Origin of the sequence: Actinomadura sp. HBU206391 (genome assembly GCF_014323665.1) — a bacterium.
Taxonomy (GTDB): Bacteria; Actinomycetota; Actinomycetes; order Streptosporangiales; family Streptosporangiaceae; genus Actinomadura_C.
This window is the reverse complement of the sequence record NZ_JABVEB010000015.1, coordinates 17845-37864: the sequence shown is the minus strand read 5'-3', so window position 1 is coordinate 37864 and position 20020 is coordinate 17845. Positions and strand designations below refer to the sequence as shown.

At 70.3% G+C, this 20020-nt stretch carries 20 protein-coding genes; 10 read left to right on the top strand and 10 right to left on the bottom strand.

The window, feature by feature from the left end; translation table 11 throughout:
- Nucleotides 1-96: 96 nt before the first annotated feature.
- Together HKK72_RS08980 and mce are read right to left on the bottom strand one after the other, a co-directional pair.
- The gene (locus HKK72_RS08980; RefSeq protein WP_187233809.1) at nt 97-1461 is read right to left on the bottom strand and encodes a DivIVA domain-containing protein; all 1365 of its coding nucleotides are present in this window, start codon (nt 1459-1461) and stop codon (nt 97-99) included.
- A 357-nt stretch (nt 1462-1818) separates the two neighbouring features.
- Nucleotides 1819-2241: a methylmalonyl-CoA epimerase gene (gene mce, locus HKK72_RS08975; protein ID WP_187233808.1), complete on the bottom strand. Its 423-nt coding sequence runs from the start codon at nt 2239-2241 to the stop codon at nt 1819-1821.
- A gap of 113 nt (nt 2242-2354) precedes the next feature.
- Here mce and HKK72_RS08970 point away from each other — a divergent pair, with 113 nt between their 5' ends.
- Nucleotides 2355-3563 carry an acetyl-CoA C-acetyltransferase gene (locus tag HKK72_RS08970; RefSeq protein WP_222720508.1) on the top strand — a complete coding sequence of 403 codons (1209 nt, stop codon included), beginning with the start codon at nt 2355-2357 and terminating at the stop codon, nt 3561-3563.
- A 182-nt stretch (nt 3564-3745) separates the two neighbouring features.
- Complete coding sequence (gene meaB, locus HKK72_RS08965) at nt 3746-4705, top strand: methylmalonyl Co-A mutase-associated GTPase MeaB (protein ID WP_187233845.1); 960 nt, start codon at nt 3746-3748, stop codon at nt 4703-4705.
- 76 nt (nt 4706-4781) lie between these two features.
- Here meaB and HKK72_RS08960 read toward each other — a convergent pair whose 3' ends face one another.
- The 4 genes from HKK72_RS08960 to HKK72_RS08945 all read right to left on the bottom strand — a co-directional run bounded on the left by HKK72_RS08960 (nt 4782) and on the right by HKK72_RS08945 (nt 8435).
- Nucleotides 4782-5483 carry a DUF4230 domain-containing protein gene (locus HKK72_RS08960; protein WP_222720507.1) on the bottom strand — a complete coding sequence of 234 codons (702 nt, stop codon included), beginning with the start codon at nt 5481-5483 and terminating at the stop codon, nt 4782-4784.
- A gap of 85 nt (nt 5484-5568) precedes the next feature.
- Complete coding sequence (locus HKK72_RS08955; protein ID WP_187233806.1) at nt 5569-6351, bottom strand: DUF2127 domain-containing protein; 783 nt, start codon at nt 6349-6351, stop codon at nt 5569-5571.
- 73 nt (nt 6352-6424) lie between these two features.
- Nucleotides 6425-7684: a hypothetical protein gene (locus HKK72_RS08950; RefSeq protein ID WP_187233805.1), complete on the bottom strand. Its 1260-nt coding sequence runs from the start codon at nt 7682-7684 to the stop codon at nt 6425-6427.
- The gene (locus HKK72_RS08945) at nt 7677-8435 is read right to left on the bottom strand and encodes an ATP-binding cassette domain-containing protein (protein ID WP_187233804.1); all 759 of its coding nucleotides are present in this window, start codon (nt 8433-8435) and stop codon (nt 7677-7679) included. Before HKK72_RS08945 ends, HKK72_RS08950 begins: the two co-directional genes overlap by 8 nt.
- 311 nt (nt 8436-8746) lie before the next feature.
- On the opposite strand from HKK72_RS08945, the gene HKK72_RS08940 reads away from it, so the two are divergent.
- The 4 genes from HKK72_RS08940 to HKK72_RS08925 all read left to right on the top strand — a co-directional run bounded on the left by HKK72_RS08940 (nt 8747) and on the right by HKK72_RS08925 (nt 13889).
- The gene (locus tag HKK72_RS08940; RefSeq protein ID WP_187233803.1) at nt 8747-9304 is read left to right on the top strand and encodes a MarR family winged helix-turn-helix transcriptional regulator; all 558 of its coding nucleotides are present in this window, start codon (nt 8747-8749) and stop codon (nt 9302-9304) included.
- A gap of 73 nt (nt 9305-9377) precedes the next feature.
- Nucleotides 9378-11045 carry a methylmalonyl-CoA mutase gene (locus HKK72_RS08935; protein WP_187233802.1) on the top strand — a complete coding sequence of 556 codons (1668 nt, stop codon included), beginning with the start codon at nt 9378-9380 and terminating at the stop codon, nt 11043-11045.
- Between the two features lie 186 nt (nt 11046-11231).
- A complete protein-coding gene (locus HKK72_RS08930; RefSeq protein ID WP_187233801.1) occupies nt 11232-12158 on the top strand; it encodes a tetratricopeptide repeat protein in 927 nt (308 codons plus the stop codon).
- 327 nt (nt 12159-12485) lie between these two features.
- Nucleotides 12486-13889, top strand: a complete 1404-nt coding sequence (locus HKK72_RS08925; protein ID WP_187233800.1) for an NAD-dependent malic enzyme — start codon at nt 12486-12488, stop codon at nt 13887-13889.
- Between the two features lie 107 nt (nt 13890-13996).
- Here HKK72_RS08925 and HKK72_RS08920 read toward each other — a convergent pair whose 3' ends face one another.
- Nucleotides 13997-14392, bottom strand: a complete 396-nt coding sequence (locus HKK72_RS08920) for a hypothetical protein (protein ID WP_187233799.1) — start codon at nt 14390-14392, stop codon at nt 13997-13999.
- Between the two features lie 7 nt (nt 14393-14399).
- On the opposite strand from HKK72_RS08920, the gene HKK72_RS08915 reads away from it, so the two are divergent.
- From HKK72_RS08915 to HKK72_RS08900, 4 genes are all read left to right on the top strand, one after another.
- Nucleotides 14400-14966 carry a hypothetical protein gene (locus tag HKK72_RS08915; RefSeq protein WP_187233798.1) on the top strand — a complete coding sequence of 189 codons (567 nt, stop codon included), beginning with the start codon at nt 14400-14402 and terminating at the stop codon, nt 14964-14966.
- 112 nt (nt 14967-15078) lie between these two features.
- Nucleotides 15079-15654: a YqgE/AlgH family protein gene (locus HKK72_RS08910; protein ID WP_187233797.1), complete on the top strand. Its 576-nt coding sequence runs from the start codon at nt 15079-15081 to the stop codon at nt 15652-15654.
- Between the two features lie 33 nt (nt 15655-15687).
- Nucleotides 15688-15936: a DUF3039 domain-containing protein gene (locus tag HKK72_RS08905; protein WP_187233796.1), complete on the top strand. Its 249-nt coding sequence runs from the start codon at nt 15688-15690 to the stop codon at nt 15934-15936.
- Between the two features lie 133 nt (nt 15937-16069).
- Nucleotides 16070-17821, top strand: a complete 1752-nt coding sequence (locus HKK72_RS08900; RefSeq protein ID WP_187233844.1) for a DEAD/DEAH box helicase — start codon at nt 16070-16072, stop codon at nt 17819-17821.
- Between the two features lie 13 nt (nt 17822-17834).
- On the opposite strand, the gene HKK72_RS08895 is transcribed toward HKK72_RS08900, so the two are convergent.
- The 3 genes from HKK72_RS08895 to HKK72_RS08885 form a co-directional block, all read right to left on the bottom strand.
- The gene (locus HKK72_RS08895; RefSeq protein ID WP_187233795.1) at nt 17835-18356 is read right to left on the bottom strand and encodes a gluconokinase; all 522 of its coding nucleotides are present in this window, start codon (nt 18354-18356) and stop codon (nt 17835-17837) included.
- Between the two features lie 130 nt (nt 18357-18486).
- Nucleotides 18487-19065 (bottom strand): isochorismatase family protein, encoded by a 579-nt coding sequence (locus HKK72_RS08890; RefSeq protein ID WP_187233794.1) that lies wholly within the window; start codon nt 19063-19065, stop codon nt 18487-18489.
- A 148-nt stretch (nt 19066-19213) separates the two neighbouring features.
- A complete protein-coding gene (locus HKK72_RS08885; protein ID WP_187233793.1) occupies nt 19214-20020 on the bottom strand; it encodes a thioesterase family protein in 807 nt (268 codons plus the stop codon).

The following is a 20020-nucleotide window of genomic DNA, read 5'->3' as shown; positions in this document are numbered from 1 at the left end:
GTCGCCGGTGACATTTGATCTCTTAGACGCCAGAAAGCCTAGGGGTGATCGCCACTCCTAGGCTTTCTGACTTTCGACGAGTTGTTCAGGCGAGGATCACTCCTGCCACCAGTCCTCGTCCTCGTCCTTCTTCTTCGCCGCCGGAGCGTTCTTGGCACCCCCGCCGGCGGGAGCCGAAGCCGCGGGAGCCGTGGGCTGAGCGGGCTTCGGTGCGGGAGCCGGAGCCTGAGCCGGCGCGGGAGCGGCGGCCTTCGGCTCGGGCGCCGCGAGCGCCGGCTTCCCGGCCGGAGCCGCGAGCGCGTCGTCGCCGCCGAGCGGCGGCGGCTGCATGCCACCGATCAGCTGGCGCAGCTGGTTGAGGTGCGTCGTGATGCTGTCGCGCTGACGCGTGAGCTCGTCGACCTGGCGCTGGGCCTGCGTGCGGATGCGGTCGGCCTCGGACTTGGTGTCGGCCAGCAACTGCTCGGCCTGACTCTTGGCCTCGGCGATGACCTGGTCGGAGTTCTTCCGCGCGTTGGCGACGAGCTGCTTGGCGTGCGAGTCGGCCTCGCGCCGGGTCTGCTCGGCCTGCTGGGTCGCCTTGGCGGCCCGTTGCTCGGCGGAGGCGGCCCGCTGCTCGGCCTCGGCCACCAGCTTCTGCGTGGCGGTCTGCGCGGCGGCGTGCCGCTCGGCGTCCTGCCGGTCGGCCTCCTCACGGCGGGCGGCCAGCTGGATCTCGAACTCGGCCTCGGCCTGGGCGCGCTGTGCCTCGCTCTCCTCGAGGATGCGCTGGGCCTGCGCCCGCATCTCGTCCGCCTGGCGCTTGGCGGTGGTGAGGATCTCATCCCGCTCGCGCTTGGTGGACGCCCGGAGCTGGGCGACCTCCCGCTCGGTGGTCGTGCGGAGCTTGGCGATCTCGCGCTCGGCGGCGGCGCGCTTCTCCGCCACCTCGTGGTCGGCGGTGGCCCTGAGCTTGCCCACCTCGCGCTCGGTCGTGGATGTGAGCTCTTCGGCCTCGCGGCGGGCCGAGGTACGAACGTCGTCGGCCTCCCGCTCGGCCGCGTTGCGCATGTCATCGCCCTCGCGCTGGGCGTTGGCACGCAGCTCGGCGGCCTCGTTCTCGGCGGTGGCCCGGTGCTCGGCCGCGTCGACCTTGGCGGCCGCCTTGATCTCGTTGGCCTCCGAACGGGCGGCCTGGACGAGCTCGGTCGCCTGCTCCTCGGCGAGCCGCAGGAGCTGCTCGATGCGGGCACCGAGACCCGAGTAGGTCGGCCGCTCCTGTTCTTGGAGCTGCCGATGGGCGTCGGACAGTTCGCGCTGCAGAGCCTGCGTCTGCTCGCGCGTCTGCCGCACCTCGTTGTCGAATTTCTTGATCTGCTCGTCGACTTGGTGCCGGTCGTAGCCGCGAAGCACCACGTCGAACTCGGCTGGGGGCGTGTCTTCGAAGAAGTTGCTGAGCTGGGCGTCGATGTCGGACTGCATGGGCTCAATCCTGAGGTGACGAGTCGGCTACGGGTAGTTCCGGGAGCGGCTGACCACCAGGCTGTACGGGCCTGTTGTGGGCCCCAGACCTATCCCGGCCACAGCAGCGTACTCCCGCCGCTGCCGTGTTGGGGGCTCATCTGGACGCACTGCGTGTTTTGTCGTGTGTGAGTTGTTTGCTAAGGGAGCTTCCGCAGCGCCGGGGGCGTCCTGAGAAATGCGACGAAAGCCCATAAAACCTGGACAACCAGGAGGGGTTGAGTGCTTTCCGTGACCGTCTGATTGCGATCACGTCACGATCCTGGCCGCCGGGTTGCCGGGCGGCGGCACGGCGTTTGCCCGGCGCCCGGGACGGGGTCAGGCCTTCTGGACCAGTTCCGTGAGCACGCCGTGGCAGTCCTTCGGGTGCAGGAACGTGATCCGCGATCCCATGGAGCCGGGCCGGGGGGCGTCATAGAGGACCCGCACGCCCGTGCCCGCGATGCCGTCGGCCTCCTCCTGCACGTCGCCGTCGGTGCCGAACGCGATGTGATGCACTCCCTCGCCGTTCTTGGCGAGGAACTTCGCAATGGGGGAGTCGTCGCGGATGGGCTCGAGCAGCTGGAGGTACGTGGCGCCGCCGTCCCCGGCGTCGTTGATCTTGAGCATGGCCTCACGTACGCCCTGCTCCTCATTGACCTCCACGTGGACATCGGTGAACCCGTACGTACGGCGGTAGAACTCGACGGTCGCGTCGAGATCGTGGCAGGCGATTCCTATGTGGTCGATGCGGGTCAGCACGTGTCCGCCTCCATGCTCGCTGTCGCTCGGTGCCCGAACCCTCCGCGTGGAGACCCCGGTCCTCCTGGGTATGGTGGCAAACGTCGCCACCAGAACATTGTGGAGGTCCCTGCATGCCGTCGAACTCCGTGGTAGTCGCCGGAGCCCGTACTCCCATCGGCCGGCTGCTCGGCTCGCTGAAGGACTTCTCCGCCGTGGACCTCGGCGGCATCGCCATCAAGGCGGCGCTGGAGCGCGCGGGCGTACGTGGTGACCAGGTCGATTACGTGATCCTGGGGCAGGTGCTGCAGGCCGGTGCCGGTCAGGTCCCGTCCCGCCAGGCCGCGGTCAAGGCCGGCGTCCCCATGAGCGTGCCGTCACTGACCATCAACAAGGTCTGCCTGTCCGGGCTCGACGCGATCGCGCTGGCCGACCAGCTCATCAGGGCGGGCGAGTTCGACGTCGTGATCGCGGGCGGCATGGAGTCCATGACCAACGCCCCGCACCTGCTGCCGAAGTCGCGCGCCGGGTTCAAGTACGGCTCCATCGAGGTGCTCGACTCGATGGCGCACGATGGGCTGAGCGACGCCTACGAGGGCGTGTCGATGGGCGAGTCCACCGAGCGCTACAACGCCAAGCTCGGCATCTCCCGCGAGGAGCAGGACGAGTTCTCCGCCCGCTCGCACCAGCGCGCCGCGGCGGCCATCGAGAGCGGCCTCTTCGACGACGAGATCGTCCCGGTCGAGATCCCCCAGCGGCGCGGCGAGCCCGTGGTGTTCACCGCCGACGAGGGCGTACGGGCGGGCACGACCGCCGAGACGCTCGGCCGTCTGCGCCCGGCGTTCGCCGAGGACGGCACCATCACCGCCGGATCCTCGTCGCAGATCTCCGACGGCGCGTGCGCGGTGGTGGTCATGTCCAGGGCCAAGGCCGAGGAGCTCGGCTGGTCCGCGGACGGGCCCAGGCCGTGGCTGGCCGAGATCGGTGCGCACGGGAACGTGGCGGGCCCCGACAACTCGCTGCAGTCCCAGCCCGCCAACGCCATCAAGCACGCGCTGGCCAAGGAGGGCCTGGAGGTCGGCGCCCTCGATCTCATCGAGATCAACGAGGCGTTCGCCTCGGTGGGCGTCCAGTCGATGCGCGACCTCGGGGCCGGTCCCGAGAAGGTGAACGTGAACGGCGGCGCCATCGCCCTCGGGCATCCGATCGGCATGTCCGGCGCCCGCATCCTGCTGACCCTCGCGCATGAGCTGAAGCGGCGCGGCGGCGGTGTCGGCGCGGCGGGTCTGTGCGGCGGCGGGGGCCAGGGCGACGCTCTGATCATCCGCGTCCCCGGAGCCTGACCGCCGCCGAAGTGCCGGTGGCCGCGTGCGGTCGCCGGCGACCCTGAGATGATCGAGGCTGGGAGTTCGGGACGGGTCTCGCCCCGCGGCTCGACCCGCCGCGGCCGGCCGTCGGCGTACGCGCCGTCGACGCAGGCGCGGAACCGGCTTCAGGGAGATAGGGGAGGTCGCTGGTGCGGACCGTGGATGTCGGCGATTTGGTGGCGCGGGCACGCGAAGGGTCGCCGCGGGCACTGGCCCGGCTCATCAGCCTGGTCGAGAACGCGTCGCCGCACCTGCGCGAGGTGATGGCGGCGTTGAACCCGCTGGCCGGCAACGCGAAGATCATCGGGCTTACCGGTTCGCCCGGGGTCGGCAAGTCCACCTCGACCGGCGCGCTGGTCACGGCCTTCCGCGAGCTCGGCAGGCGGGTCGGTGTGCTCGCGGTCGATCCGTCTTCGCCCTTCACCGGCGGAGCGCTGCTCGGCGACCGCGTGCGGATGCAGGACCACGCCACCGATCCCGGGGTCTTCATCCGCTCGATGGCCAGCCGGGGGCACCTCGGCGGCCTCGCGTGGGCGGCGCCGCAGGCCATCCGCGTGCTCGACGCGGCCGGCTGCGACGTGGTCCTGGTCGAGACCGTCGGGGTCGGGCAGGCCGAGGTCGAGATCGCGTCGCTGGCCGATTCGACGATCGTGCTCGTCGCTCCGGGGATGGGCGACTCGATCCAGGCGGCCAAGGCCGGCATCCTCGAGATCGCCGACGTCTTCGTCGTCAACAAGGCCGACCGGGACGGCGCTCACCAGACGGTACGGGACCTGCGCAACATGATCGCGCTGGCCGACCGCGACCTCGACGCGTGGAGGCCGCCGATCGTCTCGACGGTGGCGTCCAAGGGCGAGGGCATCGACGAGGTCATGGAGACACTCGACAAGCACTACGCCTGGCTGACGGGCACGGGGACGCTCCGCAAGCGCCGGCTGGCCCGGGCCCGCGACGAGGTGGAGGCCATCGCCGTCACCGCGTTGCGCGAGCGGATGGGGGACCTGCACGGTCACCGCCGGCTGGACGTCCTGGCCGGGAAGGTCCTCGACGGCGAGTGCGACCCGTACTCGGCCGCCGAGGAACTCGTCTCCGCGGTCACCGACAACGGCGCGCGCTAGTCCCGCGCCGGCCCCACCGCTCCCGTCACGGGACGCATGGGACCCCTGTCACCGAGCCCCTGTCACCGAGCCCCGGTCACGTGCCGGACCCGATGGTGACCGTGACGGTCTTGAAGCCGAGGGCCTTGAGCATGTTCTCCAGCATGAGCTTGGTGTTCCTGTCGGCCCGCTCGCGCAGCCCGCTCTCGCCGGCCGCCGTCTGGATCTTCTGCGCCGCGAGCACGTAGAGCTGCTGCTGGTCGTTCGGGTTGCCGCTGAAGAAGTCGCCGAACCGGTTGGTCAGGCCGCGCTGGGTGGCGTACACGTAGCTCTTGGACGTGTTCAGGTTCGTCGGCTCGAGCTCTGAACGCGGCAGCTTGATGGTCGCGACCGTGCGCTCCTTGTTCACCGTCACCGCGCCCGAAGCCAGTTTGGAGAAGTCGACATAAGCGTCCACGCTGCCATTGCCGACGAACAGGGTGCGTTTGCCGCGGACGGCGCTCGGAAGGAACCTGGCGTCCTTCTCCAGATCCACGATGACCTGGAAATTGCCGCTCGCCGCCTCGTAACGGGACAGGTCACGGATGGATTGGAGCAGCACCGGACCGCTGCGGTCCTTGGTCTTCTCCGCGAAGGGGTTCAGACTGAACCACCCGGCGAAATGGTTGACCACCTGGAACGCCAGGAATGCGACGATCACTCCTATCACGATCAGTGACGCGAGCCCTCCTCGTCGCCGGGGCGCCTTCTCGGGCTTGGCCTGGTCGGCTCTGTCTCGCTCATTGGTATCAGTCGTCATCGGCCTGTTCCGCCCGCTGTGCTCGTTGTCGTCCAGATCCACGCGTGCCATGGCTCAGACATTCCCCGTGCAGAAGACATCTCACCTAAGTCGGCGCTGTGCCGTGGCGCGGATCCGCCTCGCGTGACGCGTGTTCGACCTCCAGCAGCGAGGCGCTGCGCCGCTGCGCCTCATGCGCCGCCCTGCCGCCGCGTAGGCCGAACAACCGCTTGCTGATCACGATATAGACGATCAGAGCGACATTCACGATCAACGCGCCGACGCGCACGACGGTGACCCGTTCGGTCAGCTCGTAGATCTCGATGGGCAGCCCGAGCGAGGTGGCGATCACCGCGAAGTACTCTCCCCAGCGCTTGAGGAGCCACAGGCCGACCGCTTCGACGAGCTCCACCACGCCATAGGCGAGCAGCCCGATCGCGACCCAGGTCAGCGTGCCGGCCTTGACCTCGAGGGCGTGGCGGATGCCCATGATGATCTTGGAGTGGTCCAGGTCCCAGCCCACCTTGCCGGCCAGCGGGCGCAGCAGCGGCAGGTCCTCCTGGAAGATCTTCTGGATGGAGCCGCGGTGGTGGGAGAACCGCCAGACGCCGTACGCCGCGGCCAGCACGATCAGCGCGCGGATCATGCGCTCGACGGCGAACAGCCGCATGATGAACGCGTCGCGAAGCTGCCTGCCGCGCATGACGAGGGGGGCCTGGTCGGCGGGGCCGCGCCCGTGCGGGTCGCCGTAGGCGTAAGCGCCGCAGCGCAGGCACCGCCACGCGTCTCCGGCCGGGGTCGTGGCGTGCAGGCTCCGGCGCAGCCGGGGCTCGTCGGGAGCGTACGTGACGTGGCCCTTGCGGGCGCAGGTCAGCAGGCTCCAGTCCACGTCACCATGGTTTCACCGCGGCCGGCGCGAGCCGGTCACCGGAAGTCCCGATTCGGCTACCGGACCGATTCGGCTACCGGAAGTCGGCCTCGGCGAGCGCGCACCTGCGGTAGTCGGCGAAGTGCAGGCGCAGCCAGGCGCGGCGCTGCTGTTCGTCCCAGCTCGCGAAGCGGCGGGCGGCGGCGGTGGCCGGAGCGTTCTGCGGCTCGTGGTCGAGCAGCCACGCGTTGACCATCAGGGTGTAGGCGGCGCCGCGCGCGCGGCGAGGGTCGGCGCAGGTCCGCATGTCGACCAGTCCGGTCCGGATCTCGTCCTCGACCCGTTGTTCGTAACCGTCGGCCAGGTCGCTGAGGTGGATGCGGGCGACACCGTCCTCGATCGAGGCGGGCTCGCGCTCCGGGCGCTGCTCGACCCGGATGAAGGCGCCGGGGGTGCCCGTGAGCCGTGCCGCCAGTGGCGTCACCTCGGCCACCAGCGACGGCAGGGCGGTGCGCAGCGCCGGGTGGACGCACACCGTGAGCGGCCACTCGCGGCAGGTCAGCCCGGTCGGCGAGGGCAGTACCGCCACGCCGTCGTAGTCGTGCAGGCGCTTCGTGCTGATCGCGGTGACGACCAGGGCCGTCACGAGCGGTACGGCGAGCGGCAGCGTGGAGAGCTCGCGCCGGTTCGCCACCAGCACGTAGCCGAGGACCAGCGCCGTGCTCAGGCCGAGCGACCAGAGCACCTGGTGGGCGAGCACCCCGGTGCGGGGGTAGGCGAACAGCTCGACGTGCCCGAGGTCGGCCGGCGGTAGCAGGCTCCACCATGACTGGCCGCGGTGGCGCAGCCAGATCCACAGTCCGGCGGCCACGGCCGTCGCCGGCACGGTCGGCAGCCGCGGGACCAGCCGGCCGGCGAGATATCCGATCACCACGTACAGAAGCAGCGTCGCGGCGCCGACGAGAGCGCCCAGCGGACGGAACCGGCCGGCCTCCTCGCGCAGCACGGTCTGACCGACGATCACCATCGTGACGACGCAGTACGCCGCGAGCGTGGCGGCCGTCAGCAGCGCCAGGTCGATCAGCGGCCCGGTGGCCGGAGACCGGACGGTCAGGCCGCGCAGATAGTCCAGGCGCCGCTCGCGCATGCCGATCCAGGCGGCCAGCGCCGCGGCGGCCGGCCCCAGCAGCCGGGCCGAGGCGCTCACCGCCATGACGGCGTTGTCCCAGTACGCCACACCAGGGATCAGCGCGCGCCACGCGGCGGGCAGGCCGACCGCGGCGAGCACCGGCACGGCGAACAACAGCGCGGTGCGGCGGGCGTCGAGCCGCAGCACCCGCCCCAGGTCACACACCAGCGCCGATCCGCTGCGGACGAGATCGGGCCGGCGCCCGGCGAGATCGCACCGGTGCGGCGGTGCGCTGGCCGGTGCGGAGCGCCCGCCTGGGCTCGGCGGGCAGCTCGGTCAGGCGGCCCCGGGCCAGGGTGAAGACCCGATCACAGCGGCCGACGAGCCCGTCCACGGTCGGAGCCGTGACCAGCACCGTCGGCGCCAGCGTCCGGATCACCGGCCACAGTTCCATGGCCTTGTCGCCCATCGCGTCGCCGATCGTGGCGAGCGGCTCGTCCAGGAGTACGAGGTCGGGCTCGTGGACGCATGTCGCGGCCAGGCCGGCGCGCAGCCGCATGTCGGCGGGCAGCATCGCGAGGTCCATCCCCGCCGCGTCGCGCAGTTCGAACCGGTCGAGAGCCGCCTCGACGGCGCCCGCGGGCATGCGCTTGTAGTAGGCGGCGTAGCCGACGAAGTCGCCGACGCGCAGATTCGCCGCCCAGGCGAAGTCGCCCGGCAGGTAACCGATCAGCTCCCTGGCCGACCGCAGCCCTGTGGAATTCCCGGTGTCGTGACCGAGAACCTCGAGCGCGCCGACATGTGGACGGCGCAACGTTGCGAACGTGGCCAGCAGGCTCGTTTTCCCCACGCCCGGCGGACCGGCGAAGCCGATCACTCCTCCGGCGATGCCGAAGACCGCAGGGCGCAGGATCCACCGCCCCCCGCGGCGGATCCCCATGCCTCTGGCCACGATCGTGGAAACATCCGCGATCATGTAACCCCCCATTATCGTCATGCCATTGCGACAATCAAGAGAGCTGAATCCGATGGCGGTAATTCCCCCTGTGCCACCCTCGCTCACGCGAGTCAAGGCTCATCTTTGCCGTCGCAACACGCATCGACATCACGACTATAACCAGGCTTGGCGTTGGCTGTCAGCTCTCTTTTGTGCTGGCCAGAAGGTTGTGAAGAGCGTCGTCCGCCGTAGCAGTTACCTTGATGTTATGGGGGGATTTACGGCTCGACGGTGCGTGAACTCGTCGATATGTCGATTTGCCGACGCCCCGGCACCGCTACCGTGTTCGTGTGGTCAAGCCGCTCAATCTTCCGTTCGATCCGATCGCCCGCGCCGGGGACCTCTGGGAGCGCCGTTGGGGCGCGTCTCCGGCCATGCTGGCCGTCACGTCCATCATGCGCGCCCAGCAGATCCTGCTGGCCGAACTCGACACCCTGCTGAAGCCGTACGAGCTGACGTTCGCGCGCTATGAGGCGCTGGTGCTGCTCACCTTCAGCCAGGCGGGAGCGCTGCCGCTGTCGAAGATCGGTGAGCGGCTGATGGTGCACCCGACCAGCGTCACCAACACCATCGACCGGCTGGAGCGGCAGGGGTACGTGCGGCGGCGCCGCAACCCCCGCGACGGTCGCGGCGTCCTCGCCGGCATCACCGAGGCGGGGCGCGAGGTCGTCGAGCGCGCCACAGCCGATCTGATGGAACGCGACTTCGGGCTGGACTCCTACGACGACGAGCGGTCGCTGGAGATCTTCGACGTGCTGCGGACACTGCGCGTCGCGGCGGGGGACTTCACCGAGAAGGTCGCGGACCCGGGAAATGAGCCGGCGCACGAGCCGCGCCCGGAGGAGTGACCGGGCCACGAGTGGACAAGATACTAGGACGTCCTAGTATTTAGGTGGGACGAACCGACCCGGAGGTGCCACCGTGGACGCGCAGGACATCGAGGCAGGCAGACGGCGCTGGCAGGAGCGCTACGACGCGGCGCGCAAGCGGGACGCCGACTTCACGACGCTGTCGGGCGTCCAGGTCGACCCGGTCTACGGGCCCGCCGACCCCGACCCGCGGATGGAGCGGATCGGCTGGCCGGGGGAGTTCCCCTACACCCGCGGGCTCTACGCCACCGGCTTCCGCGGCCGGGCGTGGACGATCCGGCAGTTCTCGGGCTTCGGCAACGCGCGGCAGACCAACGAGCGCTACAAGATGCTGCTCGGTGCCGGCGGCGGGGGCCTCTCGGTGGCCTTCGACATGCCGACCCTCATGGGCCGGGACTCCGACGACGCGCGCTCGCTCGGCGAGGTGGGGCACTGCGGCGTCGCGATCGACTCCGCGGCCGACATGGAGGTGCTCTTCGACGGCATCCCGATCGGCGACATCACCACCTCGATGACGATCTCGGGCCCCGCGGTGCCGATCTTCTGCATGTACCTCGTGGCGGCCGAGCGGCAGGGCGTGGCGCCGCGCGGCCTCGACGGCACGCTGCAGACCGACATCTTCAAGGAGTACATCGCGCAGAAGGAGTGGCTCTTCCCGCCCGAGCCGCACCTGCGCCTCATCGGCGACCTCATGGAGTACTGCGCGGCCGAGATCCCTGCGTACAAGCCGCTGTCGGTCTCGGGCTACCACATCCGCGAGGCCGGATCCACGGCCGCGCAGGAGCTGGCCTTCACCCTGGCCGACGGGTTCGGGTACGCCGAGCTAGGCCTGTCGCGCGGGCTCGACATCAACACGTTCGCGCCGGGGCTGTCGTTCTTCTTCGACGCGCACATCGACTTCTTCGAGGAGATCGCGAAGTTCCGCGCGGCGCGCCGGATCTGGGCCCGCTGGATGCGCGACGTCTACGGCGCCACCTCGGAGAAGGCGCTGTGGCTGAAGTTCCACACCCAGACCGCCGGGGTGTCCCTCACCGCCCAGCAGCCGGACAACAACGTGGTGCGGACCGCGATCGAGGCGCTCGCCGCCGTGCTCGGCGGCACGAACTCGCTGCACACCAACGCGCTCGACGAGGTCCTCGCCCTGCCGAGCGAGAAGGCCGCCGAGATCGCCGTGCGCACCCAGCAAGTGATCATGGAGGAGACCGGGGTCGTCAACGTCGTCGACCCGCTCGGGGGCTCGTGGTACATCGAGGCGCTCACCGACCGGCTCGAGGCCGAAGCCGAGAAGATCTTCACTCAGATCAAGGACATGAGCCCCGACGGGTCCATGACCGGCGGCATCCTGCGGGGAATCGAGGACGGCTGGTTCATGGCCGAGATCGCCGAGGCCGCCTTCACCTACCAGCGGCAGCTGGAGAAGGGTGAGAAGAAGATCGTCGGTGTGAACTGCCACACCGGCACCATCGAGGAGCCCCTGGAGATCCTGCGGGTCAGCCACGAGGTGGAACGGGAGCAGAACCAGGTGCTCGCCGGCCGCCGCGCCGCCCGCGACCAGGCCGCCGTCGACACGGCCCTGGCGCGGATGACCGAGACGGCGCGCGGCGACGGCAACATGATCCCGGCCATGCTCGAAGCGGTCCGGGTCGAGGCCACGCTCGGCGAGATCTGCGGGGCCCTGAAGGACGAGTGGGGCGACTACTCCGAACCCGCCAGGTTCTAGGGGGTCCTGCGAGCGGGCGCGCGGTGGCTGGACTGAGGAGTGTGGGGAGCTTGCGACCGGAGCGAGGAGGGAAGCCGCCGCGTCAAGGCGCCCGCGAGCCGCCGAGCGGAGCGAGGCCATGAACAGAGCGAGCCCATAAACAGGGCGGCGGTATGGGATCGGGCGTGCATGGGGCAGGATGGACTCATGCCTTCATCGGACTTCTCGTTGCACGGGGCCGTCGATCTCGGTGCCCGTCAGGCGGCCGCCAAGAAGAAGCAGGAACGCCAGGCGGGCGGCGGCAGTGCCTATGTGGTCGACGTCACCGACGACACCTTCAACACCGAGGTCGTCGAGCGTTCGCGTACGGTGCCGGTGCTCGTGGACTTCTGGGCCGAGTGGTGCGGGCCGTGCAAGCAGCTCGGCCCGATCCTGGAGAAGCTCGCGACCGAGGCCGCCGGCCGCTGGGTCCTCGCCAAGGTCGACATCGACGCCAACCCGCGGCTCGGCGCCTACCTGCAGCAGATGGACATCCGCGGCATCCCGTTCGTGGCCGTCGTGGTGGCCGGGCAGCTCATGCCGTTCCTGAACGGCGCCGCGCCCGAGGCGCAGGTGCGCCAGGCCCTCGACCAGCTGTTCGCCGCGCTGAAGCAGGAGGGCATCCTGCCCGAAGCCGGTGAGGAGCCGGAGGGCGAGGCCGCCGAGGCCGGTCAGCCCGAGAGCGACTCCGAGTACGACAGGGCCGAGGCCGCGCTGCAGCGCGGTGACCTCGACGCCGCCGGAGCCTCGTTCCAGCGGATCCTGGACTCCTCGCCGCAGGACGCCCACGCCAAGCAGGGGCTCGCGCTGGTGGATCTGAGCAGGCGTGTCGAGGCGCTCGATGTCGACAAGGCGCTCCGCGACGCCGCGGAGCAGCCGGGCGACGCCGAGGCGCAGACCAGGGCGGCCGACATCGAGATGGTGTCCGGGCGGATCGACGAGGCCCTGGAGAGGCTCGTCTCCACCGTGCGCAGGACCGCGGGCGACGAGCGCGACAAGGCCCGCGTACATCTGCTCAAGCTCTTCGAGGTGCTGCCGCCCGAGGACGCGCGGACCGTCAAGGCGCGCAAGGCGCTCCAGTCGGCGCTGTTCTGAGGCGGGCGCTCCTCTGAGGGCAGTCCCGGTGCCGGAACCATCTCGGGTACGGGGCAGCTCCGCGGAGAGGCTCGGGCCGGAGCCCGCGACGACGTATGCTCGGCGTCGATGACCGTGCGCGCGGCCGACGTGCGGCAGTCCGCCGGATGTCACCCGCACGGTCGCGGCGTGACGACCCGGGGCTCGGCAGCACGAGCCTGCGGCGATCGCGTGGCGAGCCGATCACGCGGGTGCGCGGACGGTCGATCGGGGGCCCGCCGTCGTCTCCACAAGTGGGACGATGGTCCGGGTACGACGAGGTACTCCGTGTGCAAGGGAGCAGTGGACGTGGCCAGTGTGCCCAGCGTGTCCTATTCGATAACCGTCCGGCTCGAAGTCCCGGCGGGCGGTAGGGCGGTAAGCCAGATCACTCATGTCGTCGAGCACTCAGGCGGCATCGTGTCCGCACTCGACGTCACCACCGCGGGCCATGAGACGCTGCGCATCGACGTCACCATCGCCACTCGCGACACCGAGCACGCCGAGGCGATCGTGCAGGCCGTCGAGGCGGTCGAGGACGTCAAGATCCATAAGGTCAGCGACCGTACCTTCCTCATGCATCTCGGCGGCAAGATCGAGATGCGGTCGAAGGTGCCGCTGCGCACCCGTGACGAGCTGTCGATGGCGTACACGCCGGGGGTCGCCCGGGTCTCGCTGGCCATCGCGCGCAACCCCGAGGACGTACGGCGGCTGACCATCAAGCGCAACAGCGTCGCCGTGGTCACCGACGGTTCGGCCGTGCTCGGGCTCGGCAACATCGGCCCCGAGGCGGCGCTGCCCGTCATGGAGGGCAAGGCGGCGCTGTTCAAGAGATTCGCCGAGATCGACGCTTGGCCGATCTGCCTCGACACCCAGGACACCGACGAGATCGTGCGGACCGTCCAGATCATCGCGCCGGGGTTCGGCGGGATCAACCTGGAGGACATCTCCGCGCCGCGGTGCTTCGAGGTGGAGGCGCGGCTGCGGGAGCTGCTGGACATCCCGGTCTTCCACGACGACCAGCACGGCACCGCGATCTGCGTGACGGCCGCGCTGACCAACGCGCTGCGCGTCGTCGGCAAGGACATCGGCTCGGTGCGGATCGCGATGGCGGGCGCCGGCGCGGCGGGCACCGCGATCCTCAGACTGCTGCTGCACGCCGGGGTCAGGAACGTGACCGTGTGCGACTTCCGCGGCGCGGTGCACCGTGGCCGCGACGACCTCGACGAGTCGCTGCGCTGGATCGCCGAGAACACCAACGCCGACAACTACGCGGGCGACCTGCGCGGGGCGGTCAAGGACGCCGACGTCTTCATCGGCGTCTCGGCGCCCGGAATTCTGACCGGTGACGACATCGCGACGATGAACCAGGACGCGATCGTGTTCGCGCTGGCCAACCCCGAGCCGGAGGTCTCGCCGGGCGACGCCCGCGAGCACGCCACAGTGGTCGCGACCGGGCGCAGCGACTATCCGAACCAGATCAACAACGTGCTGGCGTTCCCCGGCGTGTTCCGGGGCCTGCTCGACGCGCAGAGCCGCACGGTCAACTCCGACATGCTGCTCGCCGCCGCCAAGGCGCTGGCCGCAGTCGTGACCGACGAGGAACTCGGCCCGAACTACATCGTGCCGAGCGTCTTCCACGCCGACGTGACCCAGGCCGTCGCGGCGGCCGTCCGCGAGGCCGCCGGCGGCCGCAGCCGAACCGAGGTCTAGCGGCCCGGAGCGAGGCGGAGGCACAGCCAGCCGGACCCGGATCGGGAAGGATTCTCGTCGTTGTGGCGACGAGAATCCTTCCCGATCACCGGCCTCAATCGGTGGGCTCAGTCGGTGTCCTTCTTGAACATCGGGTCGCGGCGGCGGGGCCAGATGCCGCCGTACCAGAAGATGATCACTCCGGTGATCATCGCGGCGACCCCGGTCGCGATCCTCGCGAACATCGTGGCGTCCTCGGGACCGGTGCGCGGCAGGCTCTCCGGCGGATCGGTCCGTCCGGTGCAGTTCGCCTTGCGCTTGGCCGACTTCACCGGCTCGTTGCGCCACGTCACCGCGACCGTCGTGGTCCGGTCCTCCTTGAGGTTGATCTTGGTGGCACGGGTCGCCCCCGGGCCGATCCGATCGGCGACCGTGGCCGAGCCGTCCTCCTCGATCGCGTAGTCCTCGATCCGGCCGCCCACGTTGGTCACCGAGATCTCGACCGAGCGCGCTCTGCAGTGCACCGAGCCGATGATGACGTTCAAGGGCTGTGCCGGCGACTCTGGGGTCCGGGTGAGTGTGGGCGTGGGCGTCGGGGTCGCCCTCGCCGTGACCGGTGGCGGGACGACCGGAGCCCTGGTCGGCGTCGGCGTCGGCGTCGGCGTGCGAACGGTTGTGGGCGTACGGCTGGGCGTCAGCGTGCGAGCGGGCGTCGGCGTGCGAACCGGTGTGGGCGTGCGAGTGGGCGTGGCCGTGCGAGTGGGCGTGGCCCCGCGGGCCGGGCGGGTCGCCGTGGCGCTCGGAGTCGGCGTGCGCGTCGCCCTGGTCGTACGGGTGACCGTCGGAGACGGCGCCGGGGTGGCGGTGGCCGTCGTGGCGCCGGCCGTCGGCGTCGAGTCGCGCGACACGCTACGCGCGATCGCGGGGATCGCGATGAGCGCTCCGATGACGAAGAAGACCGCTGCGATGACGACCCTGGGCAACTGCATCGCGTCCTCCCACCTGCTTCCGTGCCCGGGAGGACGCCGGAAGGGCCTGCCTTGCCACTACGGACGGGATTGTTCCGCACTCGTCCAGCGCGGGTGCCGGTCTTCCTAGATCATTTTTTACTTGGCCCGTATTCTGCCGATTACCCCGTGAACGGGACCGCGTAACAGCCAACTGGGCCTGCGAGGTGTCGTCCGCGCCCCGTCACCCGCATGATGGACACATGGACGACGGCATCGCGGTGGGCAGCCTGCTGGTGGCCACACCACTCCTCGACGACCCGAACTTCCGGCGCAGCGTCGTCCTCGTGGTCGAGCACGACCACGAGGACGGCACGCTCGGCGTCGTGCTCAACCGGCCGACCGAGGTGCCGGTGGACCGGGTGCTGCCGCCGTGGGGCGAGCTCGTGACCGGCCCTTCCGTCGTGTTCCAGGGCGGCCCGGTGGCGTTGGACAGCGCGCTGGCGCTCGCATCGGTGCCCGGTGAGGACGAGCCGCTCGGCTGGCGCGCTCTCGACGGCGCGTCGGACGTCTCCCGGGTCGGTCTGGTCGATCTGGACGCTCCGCCATCGCTGATCGCCTCGGAGGTGGTCCAGTTCCGGGTGTTCGCGGGCTACGCCGGATGGGGCGCAGGCCAGCTTCGGACAGAGATCGAGGAGGGCGCGTGGTACGTCCTGCCGGGCGAGCCCCGCGACGTCTTCATGGACGATCCTGAGCGTCTCTGGCAGGCCGTGTTGCGCCGGCAGGGTGGCGACCTCGCCTTCGTCTCCACCTTTCCAGACGATCCGAGCCTGAACTGACCGGTGGCACGCGGCACCTCGTAGACTGCTGCTGTGAGCGATACCAAGATCCTTCCAGAGAGTGATACCCGGCCAGATCTTTCGCACGGTGACGGCGATCACGAGCGGTTCGCCCACTACGTGAAGAAGGCGAAGATCACCGAGAGCGCGGTGACCGGCACGCCCGTCATCGCCCTGTGCGGCAAGGTCTGGGTGCCGAACCGGGACCCCAAGAAGTACCCGGTGTGCCCCGAGTGCAAAGAGATCTACGAGTCGATGGCCTCGGGTAAGGACGGCGAATAACGGGAACGCCCGCTGCCGCCCCGGCCGGCCCCCGCGACCGGCCGGTCGAGTGGGGAACGGCGGCGGGTCGGACCATGTTGTCGGCGGGTCTCGGTAACCTTTGACAACCGTGAGCACTTTCGCCGCTTCGAGCATGCCCCCTGCACTCCCCGAACGGGCCGCATGGGGGACCGCCTCCTCCCTGCGCGCCTGGCAGCAGCAGGCACTGGAGCTGTACTTCCGGCCCGGCATGGACTCGGGTCCCCGCGACTTCCTCGCCGTGGCGACGCCGGGCGCCGGAAAGACGGCCTTCGCGCTGCGCCTCGCCCGGGAGCTGATGGACCGCCGGGTCATCACGGCGATCACCGTGGTCTGTCCCACCGAGCACCTCAAGCGCCAGTGGGCCGAGTCGGCGGCGCGGGTCGGCATCAAAATCGATCCCGAGTTCAAGAACTCACAGGGTCGCACCGCCAAGGACTTCGACGGGGTCGCGGTGACCTACGCCACGGTCGCGGCGCATCCGGCGCTGCACCGCGGCCGCACCGAGAACCGCAAGACCCTGGTCGTCTTCGACGAGGTGCACCATGCCGGTGACGGTCTGTCCTGGGGCGACGCCGTCCGCGAGGCGTTCGAACCGGCGGCACGCCGGCTGGCGTTGAGCGGCACGCCGTTCCGCACCGACATCAACCCCATCCCCTTCGTGATGTACGAGGAGGGCCCCGACGGCATCCGCCGCAGCCGCGCCGACTACACCTACGGCTACGGTCCCGCGCTCGCCGACGGGGTCGTCCGACCGGTGATCTTCCTGGCGTACGCGGGGGAGATGCGGTGGCGCACCCGGGCCGGCGACGAGATCACCGCGACGCTGGGCGAGCCGCTGACCCAGGATCAGACCTCCCAGGCGTGGCGCGCTGCCCTCGACCCCAAGGGCGACTGGATCCGGCAGGTCATCACCGCGGCCGATCGGCGACTCACCGAGGTGCGCCAAGGCGTGCCCGACGCCGCGGGCCTGGTGATCGCCACAGATCACGAGGCCGCACGGGCCTACGCCAAGATGATCCGCAGCGTGACCGGTCAGGCCGCCACGGTCGTGCTCTCGGACGATCCGGCGGCCAGCCGGAAGATCAAGCAGTTCACCGGCTCCGAGGACCGGTGGATGGTCGCGGTCCGCATGGTCTCGGAGGGCGTCGACATCCCCCGGCTCGCCGTGGGCGTCTACGCGACCTCCACCTCGACCCCGCTGTTCTTCGCGCAGGCGATCGGCCGTTTCGTGCGAGTGCGCCGGCGCGGTGAGACCGCTTCGGTCTTCCTGCCCTCGGTGCCGACGCTCATGGGCCATGCCGCCGAGATGGAGACCGAGCGCGACCACGTGCTCGACCGGTCGGTGCGAGAGGACGGGCTCGACGACGACCTGCTCGCCGAGGCCAACCGGGAGCGCGACACCAAGGACGTGATCGGCGAGGAACTGCCGTTCGAGACGGTCGAGGCGTCCGCCCAGTTCGACCGGGTGCTCTACGACGGCGGCGAGTTCGGCATGCAGGTCGCGCCCGGCTCGGACGAGGAGGAGGACTTCCTCGGCATTCCCGGCCTGCTCGAACCCGAGCAGGTCACCAAACTGCTGCGCAAGCGGCAGGCCGAGCAGCTGTCCAACCGGCGCAAGCGCGGCGCGTCCGGGCCGGACGACGCCTCTGAGGGGCGCACCGTCGCCGAGGACATCCACGCCCTCCGCAAGGAACTGAACGGCCTCGTCGGGGCCTGGCACCACCGGACCGGCCAGCCGCACGGCGTCATCCACAACGAGCTGCGCCGCACCTGCGGCGGACCGCCCGCCGCCCAGGCCTCCGGCGAGGATCTGCGCAAGCGCATCGCCAAGATCCGCGACTGGGCGACCAAACGCGGAGTCTGAGAGGGGCGGCGGGTCAGTCTTTCCCGGCGGGTCCGTTCAGCGCGTCGATGATCTGCTGGACGGCCTCGTCGGGGGTGTCCCGCACCGACACCTCCACGGTGTTCTCGTCGGGCTCGGGCGGTTCGAGCTCACGGAACTGGGTCTCCAGCAGCTTGGCCGGGAAGAAGTGCCCCTTGCGGGCGGAGATACGGCGCTCGATGAGCTCACGGTCGCCGTTGAGGAACACCGAGCGGACCTCCGGGCGCCGAAGCATGTCCCGGTAGCGGCGTTTCAGGGCGGAGGTGCTCACGACGGCGGGCTTGCCGCTCGCGAGGCGTTCGTCGATCCAGCGGGCGATGGCGCGCAGCCAGGGCATCCGATCGTCGTCGGTGAGCGGGATGCCGGCCCGCATCTTCTCGATGTTGGCCTTCGGGTGGAAGTCGTCGGCCTCCGCGTAGTCCCAGCCGAGACGGTCGGCCAGCAGCTCGCCGACCGTGGTCTTGCCACTACCCGAGACCCCGGTGACGAGGATGATGGAGGGCCGGGGGGCAGCCATGTGAACTCCCTTGGTAGACCGCTGTCGACGTACGCGCCGTGTCTTACAGGTCCGTGTCCTACAGGCCCGTGTCCTGCTCTCCGCGTCTTACAGATCCGCGTCTCAGCGGTGAACGCGCGGGCGGTGCGGTTCAGCTCCGGATGACCGGTTCGCCGACCAGCGTGACGTCGGCGGCCCGCAGCTGCGACAGCGCCCGCTCGGTGGTCTCCTTGGCGACGCCTGCCGTCATGTCCAGCAGGACCTTCGTACGGAAACCCGCGCGCGAAGCGTCGAGCGCGGTGGCGCGGACGCAGTGGTCGGTGGCGAGGCCGACGATGTCCACCTCGTCGACGTCGCGCTCCCTCAGCCAGTCGCCGAGGACGACCCCGTCGTCGGCAGAGCCCTCGAAGCCGCTGTAGGCCGCGGCGTGGTGCCCCTTGCTGAACACCACCTCGATCGGCGCGAGCAGGAGGTTCGGGTGGAAGTCGACGCCCGGGGTGCCGACGACGCAGTGCGGCGGCCAGGTGTCGACGTAGTCCGGCTCCGGGGCGAAATGTCGGCCAGGGTCGATATGGAAGTCCCTGGTCGCCACGATGTGCGCGTAGTCGTCCCTGCGCTTGGTGACATGGCTCGAGATGTCCGTGGCGACCTCGCCGCCCCCCGCGATGGGCAGCGATCCCCCTTCGCAGAAGTCGTTCTGCACATCCACGATGATCAAGGCTCTGCTCATGCTCGCCCTCCCGCGTGATCCTGCACGACTGGACGCTACCCCGGCTGAGATCGTCTCATGTCCCCGCCGGCCGGAGGTAGGGGCATGGCGGGTGCCGGGTCGATCCGCAGGCCGTTTCGTGGGTGTGCCCGACCAGGTGCGTGGAGCGTCAGCCGCGGGGCTCTCTGCGGTCGCCGCGGCCGGTTCTGGCGAGCTGACGGCTCTGGGCGACCAGGCGCCCGGCCGAGTCCCAGACCTCGACCTCCTCGTCGAACCAGCCGTCGTTGACCAGCCGGCCGCTGCCGTACAGCGTCAGCCAGCCGGGCGCGGGCACGGCGCGCATCTGCCAGGTGAGCTCGACGGTGGGCGCCCAGCCGGACGAGCCCGTGTTGAGCACGACGGGCGGGAGGGCGTCGACGGCCAGCGCCAGGGCGAACGCGTCCGGTTCGTAGCCGTCCCGCAGCCGGAAGTACGCGCGTGACTCGGGTCGCCCGGTCGGCCGGCCGTCCAGCCAGCCCATGGTGGCCGGGTCGAAGCGCGTCTCCACCCGGTCGGCGAACCCCCGGTCCCGCTCACCGGCGTCGAAGCCGACGCACTCCTCGATGGGCGGCATGGGCGGCCGCTCGCCGCACCAGGCCGGAGTCGCGTCGGCGTCGAGTGTGCCGGTGGTCACGGTCGCGTCGACGACCGGCCGGTCGTCCTGGACGAGGGTGACGCGGGAGATGGCGGCGGTGCGGCCGGTCTTCCGTGATTCGACCCACACTTCGGCGGCTCCCGGGCGGGCTACCCGCAGGAAGTTCGCGCTGGTCGCCACGGGGTGCGCGTGCGGGGAGGCGTCGACGGCGGCACGCAGCAGCGGGGCCATCAGGTAACCGCCGTTGAGGGCCTCGTCGAAGCCGAAGCCGCCGTCGAGTTCCGCCTGGTAGCGGCCCTCTTCGAGGCGTCGTACCGCCGTGGCCTCACCGAACCTGCTCAT